At 63.0% G+C, this 17,101-nt stretch carries 22 protein-coding genes; 12 read left to right on the top strand and 10 right to left on the bottom strand.

The window, feature by feature from the left end:
* Position 1: 1 nt before the first annotated feature.
* Positions 2-1,399: a type VII secretion protein EccB gene (eccB, locus tag HUN08_RS07125; protein WP_165353405.1), complete on the bottom strand. Its 1,398-nt coding sequence runs from the start codon at positions 1,397-1,399 to the stop codon at positions 2-4.
* Positions 1,400-1,552: 153 nt separating this feature from the next.
* Here eccB and eccE point away from each other — a divergent pair, with 153 nt between their 5' ends.
* On the top strand, positions 1,553-3,295 hold the full coding sequence (gene eccE / locus HUN08_RS07120; RefSeq protein WP_165353406.1) for a type VII secretion protein EccE: 1,743 nt from the start codon (positions 1,553-1,555) through the stop codon (positions 3,293-3,295).
* A gap of 24 nt (positions 3,296-3,319) precedes the next feature.
* Here eccE and HUN08_RS07115 read toward each other — a convergent pair whose 3' ends face one another.
* The 8 genes from HUN08_RS07115 to HUN08_RS07080 form a co-directional block, all read right to left on the bottom strand.
* Complete coding sequence (locus HUN08_RS07115) at positions 3,320-3,670, bottom strand: hypothetical protein (RefSeq protein ID WP_124247465.1); 351 nt, start codon at positions 3,668-3,670, stop codon at positions 3,320-3,322.
* Positions 3,671-3,789: 119 nt separating this feature from the next.
* Positions 3,790-4,080: a WXG100 family type VII secretion target gene (locus HUN08_RS07110; protein WP_124247466.1), complete on the bottom strand. Its 291-nt coding sequence runs from the start codon at positions 4,078-4,080 to the stop codon at positions 3,790-3,792.
* 31 nt (positions 4,081-4,111) lie between these two features.
* A complete protein-coding gene (locus HUN08_RS07105) occupies positions 4,112-4,429 on the bottom strand; it encodes a WXG100 family type VII secretion target (protein WP_124247467.1) in 318 nt (105 codons plus the stop codon).
* A 104-nt stretch (positions 4,430-4,533) separates the two neighbouring features.
* Positions 4,534-5,319 carry an ESX secretion-associated protein EspG gene (locus HUN08_RS07100; protein ID WP_124247468.1) on the bottom strand — a complete coding sequence of 262 codons (786 nt, stop codon included), beginning with the start codon at positions 5,317-5,319 and terminating at the stop codon, positions 4,534-4,536.
* Positions 5,316-6,296: a PPE domain-containing protein gene (locus HUN08_RS07095; protein ID WP_124247469.1), complete on the bottom strand. Its 981-nt coding sequence runs from the start codon at positions 6,294-6,296 to the stop codon at positions 5,316-5,318. The genes HUN08_RS07100 and HUN08_RS07095 overlap by 4 nt, the downstream gene beginning before the upstream one ends.
* Positions 6,297-6,340: 44 nt before the next feature.
* A complete protein-coding gene (locus HUN08_RS07090) occupies positions 6,341-6,649 on the bottom strand; it encodes a PE domain-containing protein (protein ID WP_124247470.1) in 309 nt (102 codons plus the stop codon).
* Positions 6,650-6,662: 13 nt separating this feature from the next.
* Entirely contained in the window at positions 6,663-7,958 is a 1,296-nt protein-coding gene (locus tag HUN08_RS07085; protein ID WP_174900893.1) for a hypothetical protein, read from the bottom strand.
* Positions 7,955-8,275 (bottom strand): type VII secretion target, encoded by a 321-nt coding sequence (locus tag HUN08_RS07080; RefSeq protein ID WP_301546937.1) that lies wholly within the window; start codon positions 8,273-8,275, stop codon positions 7,955-7,957. Before HUN08_RS07080 ends, HUN08_RS07085 begins: the two co-directional genes overlap by 4 nt.
* Before the next feature lie 405 nt (positions 8,276-8,680).
* Here HUN08_RS07080 and HUN08_RS07075 point away from each other — a divergent pair, with 405 nt between their 5' ends.
* From HUN08_RS07075 to HUN08_RS07055, 5 genes are all read left to right on the top strand, one after another.
* Entirely contained in the window at positions 8,681-9,382 is a 702-nt protein-coding gene (locus HUN08_RS07075; RefSeq protein WP_124247473.1) for a hypothetical protein, read from the top strand.
* A 5-nt stretch (positions 9,383-9,387) separates the two neighbouring features.
* A complete protein-coding gene (locus HUN08_RS07070) occupies positions 9,388-9,696 on the top strand; it encodes a hypothetical protein (protein WP_124247474.1) in 309 nt (102 codons plus the stop codon).
* Positions 9,697-9,770: 74 nt separating this feature from the next.
* Positions 9,771-10,556 (top strand): hypothetical protein, encoded by a 786-nt coding sequence (locus HUN08_RS07065; protein ID WP_124247475.1) that lies wholly within the window; start codon positions 9,771-9,773, stop codon positions 10,554-10,556.
* Positions 10,557-10,590: 34 nt separating this feature from the next.
* Complete coding sequence (locus tag HUN08_RS07060; RefSeq protein ID WP_124247476.1) at positions 10,591-10,995, top strand: hypothetical protein; 405 nt, start codon at positions 10,591-10,593, stop codon at positions 10,993-10,995.
* 276 nt (positions 10,996-11,271) lie between these two features.
* Positions 11,272-11,676, top strand: a complete 405-nt coding sequence (locus HUN08_RS07055) for a hypothetical protein (protein ID WP_124247477.1) — start codon at positions 11,272-11,274, stop codon at positions 11,674-11,676.
* Positions 11,677-11,684: 8 nt separating this feature from the next.
* On the opposite strand, the gene HUN08_RS07050 is transcribed toward HUN08_RS07055, so the two are convergent.
* The gene (locus HUN08_RS07050) at positions 11,685-11,846 is read right to left on the bottom strand and encodes a hypothetical protein (RefSeq protein ID WP_165353408.1); all 162 of its coding nucleotides are present in this window, start codon (positions 11,844-11,846) and stop codon (positions 11,685-11,687) included.
* 220 nt (positions 11,847-12,066) lie between these two features.
* Here HUN08_RS07050 and HUN08_RS07045 point away from each other — a divergent pair, with 220 nt between their 5' ends.
* The 6 genes from HUN08_RS07045 (at position 12,067) to HUN08_RS07020 (ending at position 17,082) form a co-directional block, all read left to right on the top strand.
* A complete protein-coding gene (locus HUN08_RS07045) occupies positions 12,067-12,666 on the top strand; it encodes a DUF3558 family protein (RefSeq protein ID WP_165353409.1) in 600 nt (199 codons plus the stop codon).
* A gap of 232 nt (positions 12,667-12,898) precedes the next feature.
* Positions 12,899-13,810 (top strand): DUF3558 family protein, encoded by a 912-nt coding sequence (locus HUN08_RS07040; protein ID WP_165353410.1) that lies wholly within the window; start codon positions 12,899-12,901, stop codon positions 13,808-13,810.
* 348 nt (positions 13,811-14,158) lie between these two features.
* Complete coding sequence (locus tag HUN08_RS07035) at positions 14,159-14,752, top strand: DUF3558 family protein (protein ID WP_165353411.1); 594 nt, start codon at positions 14,159-14,161, stop codon at positions 14,750-14,752.
* A gap of 199 nt (positions 14,753-14,951) precedes the next feature.
* Complete coding sequence (locus HUN08_RS07030) at positions 14,952-15,716, top strand: DUF3558 family protein (RefSeq protein ID WP_124247481.1); 765 nt, start codon at positions 14,952-14,954, stop codon at positions 15,714-15,716.
* 315 nt (positions 15,717-16,031) lie between these two features.
* A complete protein-coding gene (locus HUN08_RS07025) occupies positions 16,032-16,694 on the top strand; it encodes a DUF3558 family protein (RefSeq protein ID WP_165353412.1) in 663 nt (220 codons plus the stop codon).
* A gap of 10 nt (positions 16,695-16,704) precedes the next feature.
* Complete coding sequence (locus HUN08_RS07020; RefSeq protein WP_124247483.1) at positions 16,705-17,082, top strand: hypothetical protein; 378 nt, start codon at positions 16,705-16,707, stop codon at positions 17,080-17,082.
* Positions 17,083-17,101 lie beyond the last annotated feature (19 nt).

The raw sequence follows: 17,101 nt of genomic DNA, 5'->3' as shown, positions 1-17,101 counted from the left end.
CCTACTTGCCCGTTTGAGAAGCGGTGTCGATGTCGACACGCTCGACCAGTGCGGCTTCCCGCGAGAGCATCGGCCCGGACGGCAGCAGGGACACGATCGCCCACGGTGCGCGTTGCGGCTCAGGCAGGCCGAGGACCGAGACGTCGGCGTCGGGCACGGCGAAACGTACGCCGGTGTCGCTGACGAAGAAGTACGAGTCCATTCGGGTGCTGTCCGGTGTGTTGCCGGTGGTCCGGACGGCCCAGCCCTTACCCGGAGGCAGGGCGACCGCGTCGGCCTGCGCTCCGGCGCCGGTGCGGCCGATCACGGGCACCATCGTGGTTCCGGTCGGGACCGGGACCTCCGGTCCCATCGTCAAGGCGATGCCACTCGGCGACCACTGGAAGCACAGGGCCGACGGGTTGTCGACCATATGCGGCGCCTCGGTGGGATAGCTCTGCACGCCGAGCGCCTTCACCCGCGGCACCGATGCGAGGTCGGCCGGGTTGACCTGCACCACCGACGACCGGTACCGCACCTGGATCATCGAGGCCACCAGCGGGGAGATCGACTCCACCCCGTCGGGGAGAAGGGCGTACAGCTCCTTGCCGCCGACCGCGTCGGACTCGATGATCGATCCGATGGGCGTCCGCGCACCGAGGGCGAACCGACTGGGCTTGCCGGCGTCGGCGATGGTGGGTGCGACGATCGGGCGCGCAGCCGGAATGGCGTTGAGCACGGCGCGCGAGATTGGGCGCGGGGTCACCATCTGCAGCTTCAACGCGTCGGCGACGGCGGTGTCGTCGGTGTTGATCTCGGCCCGGCTGTTGTCGGTGATCAGGTACTCCTTGCCGCCGACGGTCACCAGCAGGCCCGACTTGCCCGTCAGGTGCGGCGTCGAAGCGACATCGCCGACGATCACGGCCACCGCGGTCGAACTGTCGGCGTTGTTGGGGTTGGACGTCTTGTCGCACACCGTCCACTGGCTGGGCGAGCCGGAGCCGTTCGCCTCCAACGACCACGGGGCGCCCGGGATGCCGATCAGCGATCCGCGCGGGAACTTGTCGAGCAGCGATTCCTTCACCGACGTCGGCGATTCCGCACTTCCCGTCGCGAGGCGGGCCGAGGTGAGGTTCAGGACGGGGTGCAGCCTGTTGTCGACGAGGGCATACAGGGAGCCGGAGTTCTTCGACACCAGGATCTTGGCGTCGCCGACGGAGCCCTGCGGTTTGAAGAACGACATCACCAGACCGATGCCGACGATCAGCACCGTGATGATGAGGCCGATCATCAACGACTTGACCTGGGCCCCCATCGGATCCTGGATCATGCGGACGTCGCGGCGCACGAGCGCGTGCTCCAAGCGCCGCACCAGGAACCGGTAGCCGTTTACCTGAGGCGTGGTAGTTCGTTTTGCCACGTTGCGGATTCCCCCGAGACTCGTCGCCGCCCAATGCGGTACACCTTCAACGCATTGACAATACTTGCCTCGTCGCGGTGACCGTCACCCGTCCTGCTAGCATCAGCCGTCGTGAGGTGGGGAAATCGTGGGCGGGCGTCGGATCTCAAACCTGTGGTCCCGGGAAGTCCCGCATTGGCCCCGGCCGGCACCGTGCTCACGCACCCGGGATCGGCGACGGTATTTTCATCCGGCGACGCGCCGAGCCTGACGCAACACCCCAAACCGCTCTACAAGACGGTTCCGTTGTGGACCATTGTCGTCACCGAGTTGCTCGCCGTCGCATTGTTCGCGGTCCTCGAGCTGTTCACCTCCCTGCCGGTGTGGGCGACGGCATTGGTCGCGGTCATCGTCGGCGTCGGGCTGGGTCTGCTGCTCGCGACGCCGCGCGGTGGGATGACGCTCGGCGCCCACCTGCAACGACGACTGGCCTTCTGGCGCCGCACCCGTGCCGAGGAGCCCAACCCGCGGCCGCCGTTCGACGTTCCCACCCCCGACGGTGGTCTGATCGGGCTGCGGTGGGACGGCACCGAGCTGCTCTCGGTGCTACGGGTGGCCACCCGGCCCGGCGAGCTGACGCGACTGAGTCCGGGGGTCGGTCCGGAGCGCACGCTCAACGTCGGGACGATCGCCCGGGCGCTGCACCAGTTCGACATCGAGGTCACCTCGATCGACATCATCACCCACGGTTGGCAGACGCGCACCAGCCCGTACCTGGCCCGCGTGTACACCGAGCTGGTCGGCACCCTGGGGGCCGTCGCCCACCAGGACGTCTTCCTGGTGATGCGCCTGAACCCGGCGAAGTGTCCCGACGCCGTCGCCTCCCGCGGCGGCGGACCGACCGGCGCGTTGCGCACGGCGATCTCCGCGACGCGTCGACTGGCGAACCGGATGGCCGCGGAGTCCTACCACGCGACGGCGCTGACCGCTGCCGAGATCACCGCGCTCTCGGCCCAGCTGATGGACGGGATGCAGCTGCGCACCGCGTCGGAACAGTGGAACGGCGTCGACTGGGCCGGTTACCGGAGCGCCGTCTACGCACTCGGACCGAGCCTGGATGTCGCCGCCCTGCAGAACATCTGGTCGCACCCAGGCATCTCGGTGACCACGCGCACCGCGGTACAGAACGACAACGGATCGGGCATCCACTCCATCGACACGCTCGTGCGCTACGGAACGACCGGCCCGTTGACACAGCCGCCCTCGCCGGAATTGAGCCTGCTGGAGGGCGATCAGCTGCCCGCGCTGCGCGCCACCCTCCCCCTCGCACGCCAACAGCTGCCCGTCGCCGAGGGGCTCGGGACCGTGGAGGACCTCGATTCCATCCACCTGGCCATCGGCGGCTGCGGTCAGCTCGTCGGCGCCGACGAGAAGGGCCGAGCGGTCGCGATGAACCTCTTCGGGCCTCGCGTGAAACGCGTCGAAGTGTGGGGTGGGCTGACCTTGGTCCAGCAGATCGTGTTGCGCGCCAGCGTCATCGGCGCCCGCATCCTGATTCACACCGACCGCCCCGAGGTGTGGCGGACGATGGTCGACGCGGTTGCCGCCCCGGCCAGCATGTGGGTTTCGGCCTGGCGTATGCCCGCCCAGCAGGCGCTGCCGCAGTACACGCTGTGCCTGCTGGATTCCGACGAGGCCGTCGAGGACGCGAATATCGCGACGCACATCCGGGTGCACCGCCGCCCGGCGATGCGCATGTCACTCTCCGACGGGGTCGACCTCGCCTTCCACCAGGACTCGGATGATCCGACGACGGTGACGGTCGTCAGCCCCGGTTCGCGCACGCGCCTGCGGTTGGTGTCGACCAACGAGGAGCGGCAGTTGTTCGGGAACCGCAAGACTTCCGCCGCGCAGTGAGGCCCGGCGACGCGCCACTACGGGTCATCTGAGTTCCTGGCCGCCTGTGAGCGGCTCCGCGGACGCGTGCACAGCCCCCTCGCCGGCAACTGCATTGTCTGGCTCCCCGTCGTTGCGGGGCGCGTTCCCTGATAGTCGGCGAATCGCTGACCCGATGAGCGACAGCACCAGCCAACATCCGGGAATCAGGATGTAGGTACCGGGTACCCAGAGGATCGAGAAGCCGACCAGGGACGGTTCGAGGTCATTCAATTCCCCACTGTTGGCAACTACCACGATGCTGAACAGCCCGACAAACAGTACGTAGCTCAGCGGCACCGACAGCAAGAACAGCCACAGCGACCACGGGCGGAACAGGATTCGCAGCAGCTTCATGGCACCTTCACCTCGTTGTACGCAACCTGACCTTGCAGAAACGGCGAACACGCGCTGCAACAAAGGCCGGGACCCGCACGTTAAATGCGGATCCCGGCCTCAGAAGCCGTGCTAGAGACTCAGTGAGCCCACACCTGGGCGATCTTCTTGTTGGTGTGGTTCATGTCGTCGCTGCCCTGGCCGGCGGCCCGGACGACGGCGCCGAGCGCCTCCTGCAGCTGGGTCGATCCCTCGACCCACTTGCGGTGGGCGGCACGGAAGGCCTCGGCCGACTCCGGGTCGTCCCAGGCGTCCTGCGTGCTGTCGGTGATGGCCTGCAGGTGGTTGCCCATGTCGAGGAGGGCCTTCTGCTCGCGCAGCGCGTCGCCGACGAGCGACTCGATGCCGGCGTAGTTGTAATGAATGGTCATGCTCAGGGTCCTTTCGAAAGTGTGTGAACGACTACTGGTTCATGTTCAGGGAGCCGCCGGCAGTGGTGACCGCGTGCGTGGTCTCGCTCTCCTGGTGGCCGTACTTGTTCAGCGACGACGAAAGCTTGCTGACCATGTCGATCAGGCCGGTGTTCATCTTTCGCGCGGCGTCGTTGTAGTCCTGGGTGACCTTGGCGAAGGCAACCTGGGCGTCGCCCTTCCACACACCGGAGGAGCTCTCCAGGGTGGCGTGGACCTGGCGGAGGAGGCCCTCCATGTCGTTCTGGACGTTCGAGATGTCCGACTTGGCCTTGGTCATGGCCGGAATATCAATCTGAGTCGACGGCATACCGACTTTCCTTTCTGAGTGACCTCAGCATCCGGTGAACGGAAAGCCTCGGCGTGTGTAGTGCGGCCGAAGCCGCCTTCCTTCCCCCGCTAAGAGCCAACATGTCAGCCCCCCTCGGGTAAATCGTGGAGCAGTCGGGCGAGCGCGTCGCGCACTCGTTCCCTGCTGCCGGGTGCGATGGTGGTCCATCGCCGTGGGTCACCGAACTCGGCGAGCGCGGTGGAAACTATCCGCCCATAGGGCGTGTCAATGATGGCTGTGACGCGCGGCACAGTCAACGCGGGATGGTATGCGACGATCTCGGTCTGCCCGGCACAGGAGGTGAGCAAGGTACCGAGTTGACCCGCCTGCTTCACGTCGGCCCCTAGGGCCGCAAACACGCCCGCGTACTCCTGCGCGGACCGTGCCGTACTCATGTGGCGGTCCAAATCGTCGCTGAGACAGCGGAATTCGGCGACTGAAGCTGACTGTCCGACTCCGACGTACGGCGTGAGTGCGGCGACGATCAGCTCGCCGTCGCGCGGCAGTGTCTGCGGGGTGAGCGTGAACCCGTCGTCGTCGCGGACCACGAGCAGACGTAGGTCGCCGCGGGCGACCAGGCAGATCCGAAGCATCTGCTTGGCGTCGACGCGGCGGCACTCGATCGTCCAGTCGGGCGTCGCGAGCGCCCGCAGCTGCTCGGCGAGGCCGTAGTCGAGATCGTCGTCGGAATCGAGGATGCCGCGCTCGGCCAATGCGGCCCGGACCGGTGCATCGGACTCGTCGGCGTCAACCGCGTCGAGGTCGACGGCGAGCACCGTGGGCAGCACCTGGACGCCGAGGATGCGGCACAGGCTGGTCAATTCCTCTTCGGAGAGTGCGATCTGGCTCGCCGAGGTCAGCACGCTCACGCCTGATTCCCCTCGGCCATTCCGAAGACCGCCGGTGCGGCGACCTGTTCACCCTGCGGAGCCACTGATTCACCGTCGTCGACGGTGGTCAGGTTGAGCTGGCTGACCGCGTGGCCGGAGCCGACGGACGTCGCAGGTGCGGCACTCATCGGCCCGACCATCGGCGTGTGAGCCTGGGTTGCCTGGGCCTGCGTCTGAGCCTGGTCCACGTGATCGACGACGGCGCTTTCGACCAGCTCGTCGTCGATGTTCGCCGACACGGGATTGACGCCCTGCCGCTTCTGCACGTTGTACTCGCTGGTGCCCGCCGTGCGCGCCACCGGTGCCATCACCGTCGCGACAAGTGCGTTGAGCGCCGCCACCGGAACCCGTCCGGTGCCGCCCTTCATCGAGACCAACGTGCCGTCGGGGCGTTTCACCTCGACCACCTTGACGAGTTGTTTGGGCGCGATCACCGGGTCCCATGGCTGGGCGACGGGGGTGGTGGCCTGCTCGTAGGTCTCCATCACGCGCGCGGCCTGGGCCTTGACGGTCTTGAGGGACGATTCGACGAATGCCATTCCGCCGCCGAGCATGCTGCCGGCGGGGAAATCCATGGTCTTCATCGACGTGTGCAGCTCGGTGAGCTGCTCGACCTCGGAGGCCTGCGGCATGGTCGTCCGGGCGACGGTGGTCGCCACGGCCTGGACCTCGGCCGCTTTGGCGTTGCGCTGGGCCATGTCGGCGGTCTCGACGAGCCAGGTGTGCAGTTTCCGCAGGGCGCCGATCATGCCTTCGCCGCCGTCACCCTGCCAGCCCTCGTCGACCGTCTTGATCGAATGCGCGACGTCGGCGGCGAGTTCGTTCAACTCGGCTTCGATATTCAGCCAGGTCAGACCCGATTCGAACAGGGCCTTGGGACCGACACCATCCATCAGATCGCGCGCGAGTTGCTCGGCCGGAATGCGTTGCCACACTTCGCCGGTGAAGCCGGTCAAATCACTCTCCCTGCGCGCTCGTCGTGATGCTGATGTGCGAAGTCTTACACGAAGACGATCGTCGTGGCGACCTCGTCATCCACTTGAGTGACAGAGGCGCCGTGGGTGGTGATCGCCGTCGAGACTTCACGCATGACCTTGGTGCCGGCGGTCATCTGCTCGTCGAACGTCTTGGCGACGGTGTTGAAGGTGTTGGCAGCGGTCACCGACACTTTGTCCGCCCCGGCGGACTGCACCGCCACCGTCTCGCGGGCGAGGTTCATCACCCGCTCGATGCGCTGGGCGATGTCGTCGAGCTGAACCGCCGACTTCTGGGTCGCGGCGGTGTTGACGGAAAGTGAATTCTGCGACATGAGGTCCTCCGGGTCAGCTCAGGTGCGGCGCTTCGGCCGTCGAATCGTCGGTGTCGAGGTTGAGGCCGAGCGAGTCGGGTCCCCCGACGGTGGCCGGTGAGGCCATCGGCAGGTCGCCGACCAGTTCGGTGTGCGACGCCGAGACCGCATGGTTGCGGTCTTGCGACGAGGATGCTGAGGCACCGCCCGCGCCGGCCGCTCCCGCGGCCCCGGCTGCCCCTGCTCCCCCGCCCATCGGCATGTAGCCGCCGGACTGGGAAACGTTGGTGCCGTTGACCGTCGTCGTGGTGTCGATGGTCGCGCGGCTGGAACTCTTGCCGTTCGGCGAGCCCAACGACTCCGCGGGGCGCGCACCCAGCGGCGTCGCCATGCCACCGAGGCCGCCACCTCCGCCGCCGCCCTTACCGCCGCCACCTTTGCCGCCGCCGCCCTTGCCTGCGCCGCCTTTGCCCTTGAGAGCGTCCTTCTTCCCTCGCTTCGCGAGGTCCGGGCGGGTCTTGAGCGTCGCCTTATTGTCTGTGACCGGCTTGGCGGCATTGGCGACGGTCGACGCGAGCTGGGTCGCGCCCTGGGCGGCGGTGCTGACCGCCTGCGTGGCGGCCGAAAGAACCTGCGGCACGGCCGTGATCGCGACCGGAACGGCGGTGGCGAGCATCTCCCCGGTATGCGCGCTCAACTCGGCGCGCGCTTCGGCGACGATCGCTAGGCCGGCCGAAAGGTGCGCTGCGGCCACTCCCATCAGAATGCCGGCGCCGACCGGTGTGAAGATCGCGACGTTCATAGCGGCGACCACACTGGCGAAACTCGAGATCACTCCCTGCAGCAGGGCCGCGTTTCGGGCCACGACGACGCTGGCCGAAGTGGTCGTCGCCGAAATCCCCTTGCTCTGCGCACCGGTGGCGACGCCGTTGGCCTGGGCGGCAGCCCCGCTCCCCGCGGCGGCCACCGAGGCGACACCGCTCCACACCGACTGCATCGCCTGCATCGCGGTGGTCCCCATGGTCACCGCGGTCTGCAGGGCGGAGGAAAGCTGACTGAAAATCTGCGTCGGGTCGAACGGTGCCGACGAGAGGTTGCCGGTACCGAAGCCGCCGAGCAGGTTGGTCAGCGGCTTGAACAGTGCCTCGACGTCGATGGCCGGCAGTTCCGGGAGCCCCGGTAGCGGCGGAAGATGCGGCATCTGTGGCAGGGGCGGCAAGCCCATCTGGTTCAGCAGATCAGGCACCGGCACGTTCAGCAGCGGAGCGACCGGGCTGTGAGCGATCAGGTCCAACCCGGTAGGCGCCCCGACCGCGGGCGCGTTCGTCACAGACCCTTGCCCGCGGACGTGAGCGCGGTCGCGGTGGAGGCGTCGGTCGTGTCGTACTGCTCCGCACCGGCGAGCGCACCGGCCGCGGTGCCGTTGTGTACGGCCGCGAGCAGCGCCGACGACGCCGCGTTGTTGAACTGCGCGACGCCGAACGATGCCAGGAAGTCCTGGCCGATCAGACCGAAAACGGGCACCATGACGGCAACGTTGGCCGCCAGATTCATGCCGCTAGCTGCGGTGATGACGTCACCGATCGCTGCGGTCGCGACCCCGTAAGCACGGATGCCGTCGGTTTCTGCTGATACTTGCTCGCTCAATGTCTTTCCCCTCATCAAGTAGCCCTACGGCGGACAATCTTCGCACACGCCTCGTCTGCGTGGATCCATTGAATGACAAACTCTGCGTTCCCGCGCCCGCCCGGCACGCAGTGCCCGCGGCGCATGGCCTCGTACTCCCCCTGCAATCACGCTCGCGGAGGGCCTGCCGCCCACCGGCATCATTCGGTCAAACGATACCCGGTTGGCCCCTGAACGTGAAAGACCAGCAGGTCACGGCCCAGTGTGAGCTACGCCACACCGGCTCGCCAATTCGGACAAACCGAAGATGTACGCTCCCACCATCGTCGACCCTGCGCTCGGTAGCCACAACCGCTCCTGACCCGACCATGTCGACGAAGGCGGACACCCTTCAGCAGCACGAAATCTAAGGATGAGACCCACCACATGAAAGATATGATGCGAGAGTTCGAAGACCTCGCCAACGACCTGCTAGGCACCGTCGCGGAACTCGAAACGATAGACCAGTGGGCAAAGAACCCTCAACATCCGCGACAAGCCGAAGATCGCTCGCGCAGCGTGCAGGTAACTCTGGCGAGAAACAACCTCCCTCAAGATGTGACTATCTTCGGCTCGTGGGCAACCAGTGGAACAAGACTCGACGCGACGATCATTGAAGCCATCGCGATCGCAGCCAACAACGCGTGGGAACGCGCCGAGGAAGAGTTCCGAGCCGCCGGGCATCAGACTCCACCGGAGACGACCAGTATCCACGACTTCGAAGTCGCGCCAGCCTCAGATCCCTTCGGCATAGCGCAGATATTTGAAATGTCGCAAGACCTTCAGAGTCACGCTGCATCTGTCGGAGACTCCACCCGGGAAGTTACCAATAGTGCGAAGACGGTAAAAGTCAAAGTAGGAAAGTTTGGAATTGTCGATCTCAAAATCGATCAGGAATGGGCGACGGGACAGTCGCCCGCAGTGCTCAGCCGCGAAGTAAACTACGCATTCGAACTCGCTCACGACGCCCTACGCCGAGTTGAGGAGTCAGCGCAACAGACCGAAGACGCGACGAGAGAGCTAATATCTCAAGTCCTCGGATACATCACCGCCACAACAAACGGCAACAATCCAGACGCGAAGGAGTAAATAGTATGGCACCCCCCAAGAATCTCTGGGTAGCAATCGGAGAACTAAAGGCCGCCGGTCCACTCTGGGACGAACACGCGAAAACCGTAGAAGGTATCGCAACGAAGGCTGACGAATTGGATTTCACTACCCTTGAATCTGGAATATTCTTTCCAATGTCGGGGCCGTACGACAAAGTTCGCAAGGGAATCTCAACCCGGTGCCGAGAAGGGCACGACGAGATGACAGCTATCGCGAGCACACTGATCCAGGCCGGCAAAACCTATGAAGCTGAGGAGCGCAACAACGAACACGCGATTCGCGGCTTGTACTAGGCGCCACAGATAGTCATAGTCTCTAGGGCACTCAGAGCTGACCACAACCATTCCCCAAATTCGAGGAGATACAAATGAATGATGCCGAAAAGGCGATCCAAGACTTTCTAGATAAACTGGAAGAGATCAGCCACAAAATTCCGGATATCGGCGTGGTGTTCACCGTCGCTGCAAACAGTTTTCTTGCACGCTTCATTCTGAACAATTCAGATGCGATCATCTCAGCCGGAAAATGGGCATTGGAGACCGCCCAGAAGCTACTCGACAAGATTCTCGAGTACCTCCGGGGATGCTGGGCGCCGGTCTACTTCATCAAAGCCTCCCACGGCTGGGGACATATCCAGATTAGCGCCAACAATCTGAATGCTGGCATCACCTCCCCAAAGCTTGCCCTCGGGTCATGGCAGGGATCAGCCGCGGACAACTACCGAGGTGCGACCGGAAAGCAGGCGCCCGCCGCAGCGCGGGTGGCGAGCATGTCGGGAAGTCTGCGGACCGCACTGTCTTCAGCTGGCGGGGCCGGAATCGCTTTCTACATCGGCGTGACGGCTGCAACGATAAGCTTTCTTGTTGAGTTGGGCGCAGAACTTGGCGCTGCGGAAACGGTGATTGGAGCGATACCTGCGGCCGCGGCAGCCGTGGCAAGTTCAGTGAAGGGAATCATTATACTCCTTGGGCTTGCGGCGGCTATAACCAACATGATTAATACTCAGTCATCAAACATTTCGAGCCTCAACGTCGAAGGTGACAGCGCAAACGGCTTCGAAGACGGTAAGTGGCCAAAAGCGACAACATCGGGCGATTTCAGCGATGCGACGGTGCTCGACGGCGATGCCGATTGGTCGGTGAAACCGGCGTGACTAGTTTCGATGACCCGAAGGAAGCAGAGGCCTCTTGAAGACTCCAGACAGCGAGCGTGGAGACCGTATTGAAACCGCTATCTACGCCATGGTGGGATTTCTATTCTGCCTCGGCCAGACGCTGATGCTCTTGTCTCAGAACCACAGCGATGAGCGCCGTTTCGTCTACATCGGTCTCCCACTTGCTGCCATCTTCGTCGCCATCATCGTGCTAGCGTGGTTCAAACACCCATTTCCACGCGTACCCATTCGCGTCATCTGCGGAGCTGCTGCCTGCCTCGCCGGGATCGCTGCGTGGGCTTTGATTGCGGCGGGCATGGTTGATTCGAAGTTATCGACTACCTATGTGGGATTGCCCATGTTGATGTTCGTTTTCGTCGTCGCTGGTACCATTCCTCGGTCCGCTCGGATCCGGAGGCACCGCAGCCCCGACGAATAGATTTCCTGGGCTGGTCGCGCCGATCTCACCGAAGTCATCAACCAGATTCGCGGCACTGCGCACTAATCTGAATCAAGTCAGTGCTGACACCCGGGCATTCTGACGAGTGCGTCATCACTATCGGCACTGTGTTCGGTACCGTCGAGTACCGAGTCAGCGATCGGTACCATCGACCTTGCGACACGGCCGTAAAGGTAGCGACCGCGCTATACCCTGGCGTCCCGACTAAGTAGAAGCCGACGTGACGCACCAGTGTACGAGAAACGGAGCAACACGATGAGCACCCAAGACAGCGATCGGGGAGACCGGGCTGCAACCATCACCTGCGCTGTCGTGGCATTTCTCTTCTGCCTCGGCCAGGCGCTCGTGCTCTGGTCCCAGAGCTACGGCAAAGAGCACGCCTTCGTATACATCGGCCTCTCGCTCGCGGCCACTCTTGTTGTCATCATCGCGCTCGCTTGTTTGAAACGGCCTTTGCCGCGTGGACTCATTCGCATTATCTGCGGAGTGGCCGCCGCCCTGGCTGGGATTGCTGCGGGCGTTTTGATTGCTGCAGGGGTGGTTGATGCACATTCATCCATTATCTACGTGGGACTTCCTATCTTGACGTTATTTTTCGTCGTCACCGGAACCATCCCCCGCTCCGCCCGAATCGGGAGGCGCCGCGGCTCCAACAAATAGATTGTGATTCAGTCGGCAGTCCCCCAGGACCAACCGTCTACGCCGACATTCGCAACGTCGAACACCGAATCGCAGACGATCGAGCGATCACGGCGTGCGCGCCAAAACAGCAGCCTGTTCAAACGGCTCGCGGCCAGTAAGGTCAGACCTTCGACGTCGGCGGCGGGCACGTCGTTGGAAGGTCGCCAACCTGCCTGTCGATGCCCGACGCTGCGATAACGTCCGTCGCACAAGACACCTATGAAAGGTATGGTCCTGAAAGGTATGGTCCGCCCCGTGAGCATCCCACCTTCACCTGGACCGCCTTACGGCGCCCATCCCAACGGCGCGCGGTACGCCTACCCCGAACCGCATGTACCGAACCCACGCCGACGACGAACCGGGTGGATCGTGGCAGCCGCACTCCTCGCCGTCATCGTCCTTGGCGGCGGAATCGCCCTGCTGGTCACCAACAAGACCACGCCCGGCAGCACCGACCCCACCAAGACAGCCACCGTCGCCAGCGACCAGTCCCCATGGCGCGGCAAACTCCCCAACCCCTGCGACACCATCCCCAACAGCGCAGTCAAAGCCGCCGGCCTCGACCCCGCTGCACGCCACGACGTCCAATCACACGTCAAAAGCATCCGAGGATGTATGTACTTTTCGCCGCAGCCTAAGGGACTTCAATACGACGCAACCTACACCTGGAGTCTCAACGTTTGGTTTTCCACATATCCGTATGACGAACAACTACACACCGACACAATTTACGACCTGCGCCCAACGACTCTTCACGGACAACCTGCCAGCTACTTCCAACAAGAAATAGAGAGAAATACCCCAGGGAACAAATGCGGAGTAATGGTCGGAACGACATTTGGGGTTGCATACTACTATGCGGGCGACGATACCAACCACCCCCTCACACCACTGCAAGTATGCGAAAAAGCTTGGAACGCGGCGAACACCATGCAACCCTTTGTACCTACCGATACTCAACCAAAATGAAGAACTCCTTTGAGTATCTTCACTGCGACGGGAGCCGTTGACTCCGGTCTCCAACGAGAACATCCCCGTGAAGGAAGATTGATCGCCCGTGACCATGCCACCCCCCACGCCGTACTCAGCGGCCAGTCCCAGACCTACCCGGGTTCCGCCCTACGGCTTCCCACAGTCAACTGGCGCCAGCGACAATCGCATTGTCCGCGTCGTTTGCTTCACCAGCTCGATCGTCGGACTGTTGCTAGCCACGGCATCTTCGATCGCGTTCATCGCCGTCGGCGGTATCCACTGGGCGACCGGGATCAACAGCGCACACACGACACCGTGGGTCGTCTTCCTCCCGCTTGTCTCCGCAGCCATCGGCTACGTGCTCACCGCAATCGCCTGCGCACCCCGCCTACTACCCAGAAGGACCCTGGCCATCGCCGCCCTGGCAGTGTCCGTCCTCCTCCTCGTCGGCGCAGTCGCATCGGTCTTCAGCGACGCAACAGCGATGTGGAATCCCTGGATGATCGTCACACCATTCGTGATCACAATGATCCCGGCACTCATCACCCTCGGCGCCGTTGGCGCACGGATAGCCCGTATCGGCACCGGACTCCTCGCACTGGTAGCCATCACCGTCGTCGCTGCTTCGGCCACAACGATCAACGGACGCAACTCCCCCAGCCTGCCGTCGAACTCGATTACGACGGCGACGGTGGCCAGCAAAGACTCACCATGGAAGGGGCAGCTTCCCGATCCGTGCTCCACGCTGTCGACACGAGACCTGATCCGCCTAGGCGGTAACGCCCAGCGCGACGCGGTATCCGAAGGTACGCCCGACGAACGTGTCTGTGCTTTCCTCGCTTTCCTCGGACGAGATAAGCCGACGTGGCTTGTCTACGTGACGTACTCCACGGCGAACCTCGATGAGCGGGTGCGCTCCGACCCCCGCGACCCAGAGCTACACGCCGCGACGATTCTCGGCCAGCGCGCGATTCGGTCGACGGCTAGCAAGAACCATCCCGAGGATTCCCAAACGTGCACCATCACCACGGGCACAGTGTTCGGCAGCGTCGAATATCGCCTCTCCCGAGGAGGGAATAGGCCGTGCGACAAGGCCACCGAAGTCGCTACCGTCCTCTACCCGCGCGTTCCCACGAAATGAGGCCGCGTTGTCGCATCGCGGAGAGCTAGTCCGACTTCCGTCCGCTCGCGACCCGGACCCGGCACTGGTAGGCCGTCGGCGAGACGATCGAGAGACGCCACCTATACGGTAAGTTCCCGGGAACTGGCCGTAGCGACGACCACGAGGGGAACTAACCGCACCGTGAGCACACCACCACCCGGCTACCCGCCGCCCGGAACACCCGTGCCACCACCCCCTGCCTACCAAGCCGGCGGCCACCCAACCAGCAACTACCCGACGAACCCATACCCGCCTGTACCGTCGGCAAGGCCCAGGAAGAAGCGCCGAGGCCTGGTCATCGGACTGAGCACCGCCGCACTGGTTGTGGTGATCGGACTCGCAGCCACCGTCATCACTATCACCACCGGACACTCCCCCTTCACCCCGTCTGATCCGACGCCGACACTCAAAGGCAGCGGTGACAACTCAGGTTGGGCCGGACACCTCCCCGATCCCTGTGTCGGCGTACCCGATGACGCTATCCGCGCCGCAGGCCTCGACCCGACAACCCGGAATCGCGGATGGAGGGACCTGAAAGGTGAGAATGAGGTAATAATCAGTTGTTACTATAGCTCTCCTCAACCCGTCGGAATCGAGTACAACGCCACATACACTTGGTCACTCAGTATCGACTTCCTTATAGACACCTATCAGGAATATTTCCAGAACTCATCGCGAGTGGACCAGCGGCGGACAAAGATCAATGGCCAGCCAGCCACATTCTTTCGGGTCGAGAACTGGGGGGCATCCCGAGGCCTACACGAATGCATGGTCGCTATCGGAACAGTGTTTGGAATCGCGATCTATACGATAAATGACGATACCAATGCAAAAATGACTCAGCAGCAAACATGCGATAAAACCGTCCTTGCAGCAACCCATTTTCAACCCTATATTTCAACCGCCCCGCTACAGAAGTGAGGATCGATCAGCCGGACGTTTTGTTCGGATTCCGGCGAATTCGCCATGCTGATCCACGTTCATCGCTTCCGAAGAGCCCGCACAGCGACGCGGAACCAGCACCGGGCAAGCCGTCGGCGAGACGATCGAGAGACGCGACCGATACGGTAAGTTTTCGGGAACTGGCCGTGACGACGACCACGAGGGGACTGACCGCACCGTGAGCACACCACCACCCGGCTACCCGCCGCCCGGACCACCCGTGCCACCGCTCCCTGCCTATCAGGCCGGCGGCCACCCGACCAGCAACTACCCGACGAACCCGTACCCGCCGATGCCACCGACACCGCCAAAGAAGAAGCGCCGAGGCCTGGTCATCGGACTGAGCACCGCCGCACTGGTTGTGGTGATCGGACTCGCAGCCACGGTAATCGCCATCACCACCGGACACTCACCCTTCACCCCCAGCGACCCAACACCCACCCTCGAAGGCGTCCGAGGCGAAGACTCCGGCTGGATGGGGCACCTGCCCGATCCCTGCGCTGGCGTCCCCGATGCCGCAATACGCGAAGCCGGCTTCAACCCTCAGAGCCGCAAGCGCGACCACGGCAAAGTCATGGTCTCCTGCTTCTACGACTCCCCGATACCTCCTGGTATCAACCATGACGTCACGTGGACATACTCATTGACCGTCAGCTTCCTCGTATACACCTTCCAGGAGCACCTGGATAATACCTCGCGTGTGGATAAGAGGGAGACCCGGGTACAAGGACAACGCGCCAACTTCTATCGCGTCGAGGGATGGTTCCCTCCGGATGGTGAGCATCAGTGTCTTCTTGTAGTCGGAACCGTGTTTGGAACGGTTTCCTACACCATCGCAGATGACCAGAATGTCCACCTCACACAGCAGCAAACCTGCGACAAAGTATTGGCGGCAGCAAACGCATTCCAGCCTTTTATTCCCACCACACCGCTACAGAAGTGAGGATCGATTAACCGGACGTTTTGTTCGGATTCCGGCAAATTCGCCATGCTGATCCACGTTCATCGCTTCCGAAGAGCCCGCACAGCGACGCGGAACCAGCACCGCGCAAGCCGTCGGCGAGACGATCGACAGGCGCCACCGATACGGTAAAGTTCTCCGGTACTGGCCGTGACGACGACCACGAGGGGAACTGAGCACACCGTGAGCACACCACCACCCGGCTACCCGCCGCCCGGGCCACCCGTGCCACCGCCCCCTGTCTATTCAGCTGGCGGCTACCCGACCAGCAACTACCCGGTAAACCCGTACCCACCGGTGCCGCCGACACAGCCCAAGAAGAAGCGCCGAGGCCTGGTCATCGGACTGAGCACCGCCGCGATCGTCGTCGTCATCGGCCTCGCCGCCGCCGTCATCGCCATCACCACCGGACACTCACCCTTCACCCCCAGCGACCCCACACCCACCCTCAAAGGCGTCCGCGGCGACGAATCCGGCTGGACCGGACACCTCCCCGACCCCTGCACCGGCATCCCCGACACCGCACTCCGCGCCGCCGGACTCGACCCCAGCAGCCGAGCAGTCGGCGAAGCCCACCCCAAAGCCAGCTACCAAGTCATGCTGACCTGCCTCTACAACTCACCGGTACCACCGGGCGGCGATGCGACCGAGACATGGGGGTTCGGCATTGACTACCTTGTGTACACCTACCAAGAACATCTCGACAACCAATCGAGAATTCACAAGAAAGACACTAAGTTAAATGGTCAGCCTGCCAGCATCTACCGTGTTGAAGGATGGGACGGCCCCGGAGATCCCCATACTTGCTCAATTTCCGTCGGCACAGTATTCGGCACAGCCTCATACACGGTATCGGAAAGCTCGCATTATCCACTGACCCAGGAACAGGCTTGCGACAAAGTGGAACAAGCAGCGCAACACGTTCAACCCTTCACCCCGACCGCACCCCTCAAGAAATAAGGAACATGCTATGAGTGAGCATAAGACTCTGGGCAATTTAGCTGACGATTTCCACAGTCTTTCGACGCGAGCAGGCAACGGCGAGATGACCTTCGATTCGGCAGCCGCCTCTAAAGCTGTTGTCGCATGTAATGAATACATTGCTAAAATGCGTGATCTAAGTCGCACGATTGCGAACCTTAAGTCGCTGGATGGATTTGGAGGATTCGGCACGTCAATCGAGGCCAAGGAATTCTACGACATTCAATCTAAGAAGTGGGCACAGCAAGCCAGCGACTGTGCAGACGTTGCAAAGTCCATGGCAGACGCTTTCGAGGCTGCAGCGAAGTGCATCGTTACGCAAGAACAAATCAACCAAAGCCATATCGCCGGTTCTGGTCCGCACTGATCTACACTCCGCGCTGATC

The organism is Gordonia sp. X0973, assembly GCF_013348785.1.
Lineage (GTDB): Bacteria > Actinomycetota > Actinomycetes > Mycobacteriales > Mycobacteriaceae > Gordonia.
This window is presented reverse-complemented; position numbering and strand designations above follow the sequence as displayed.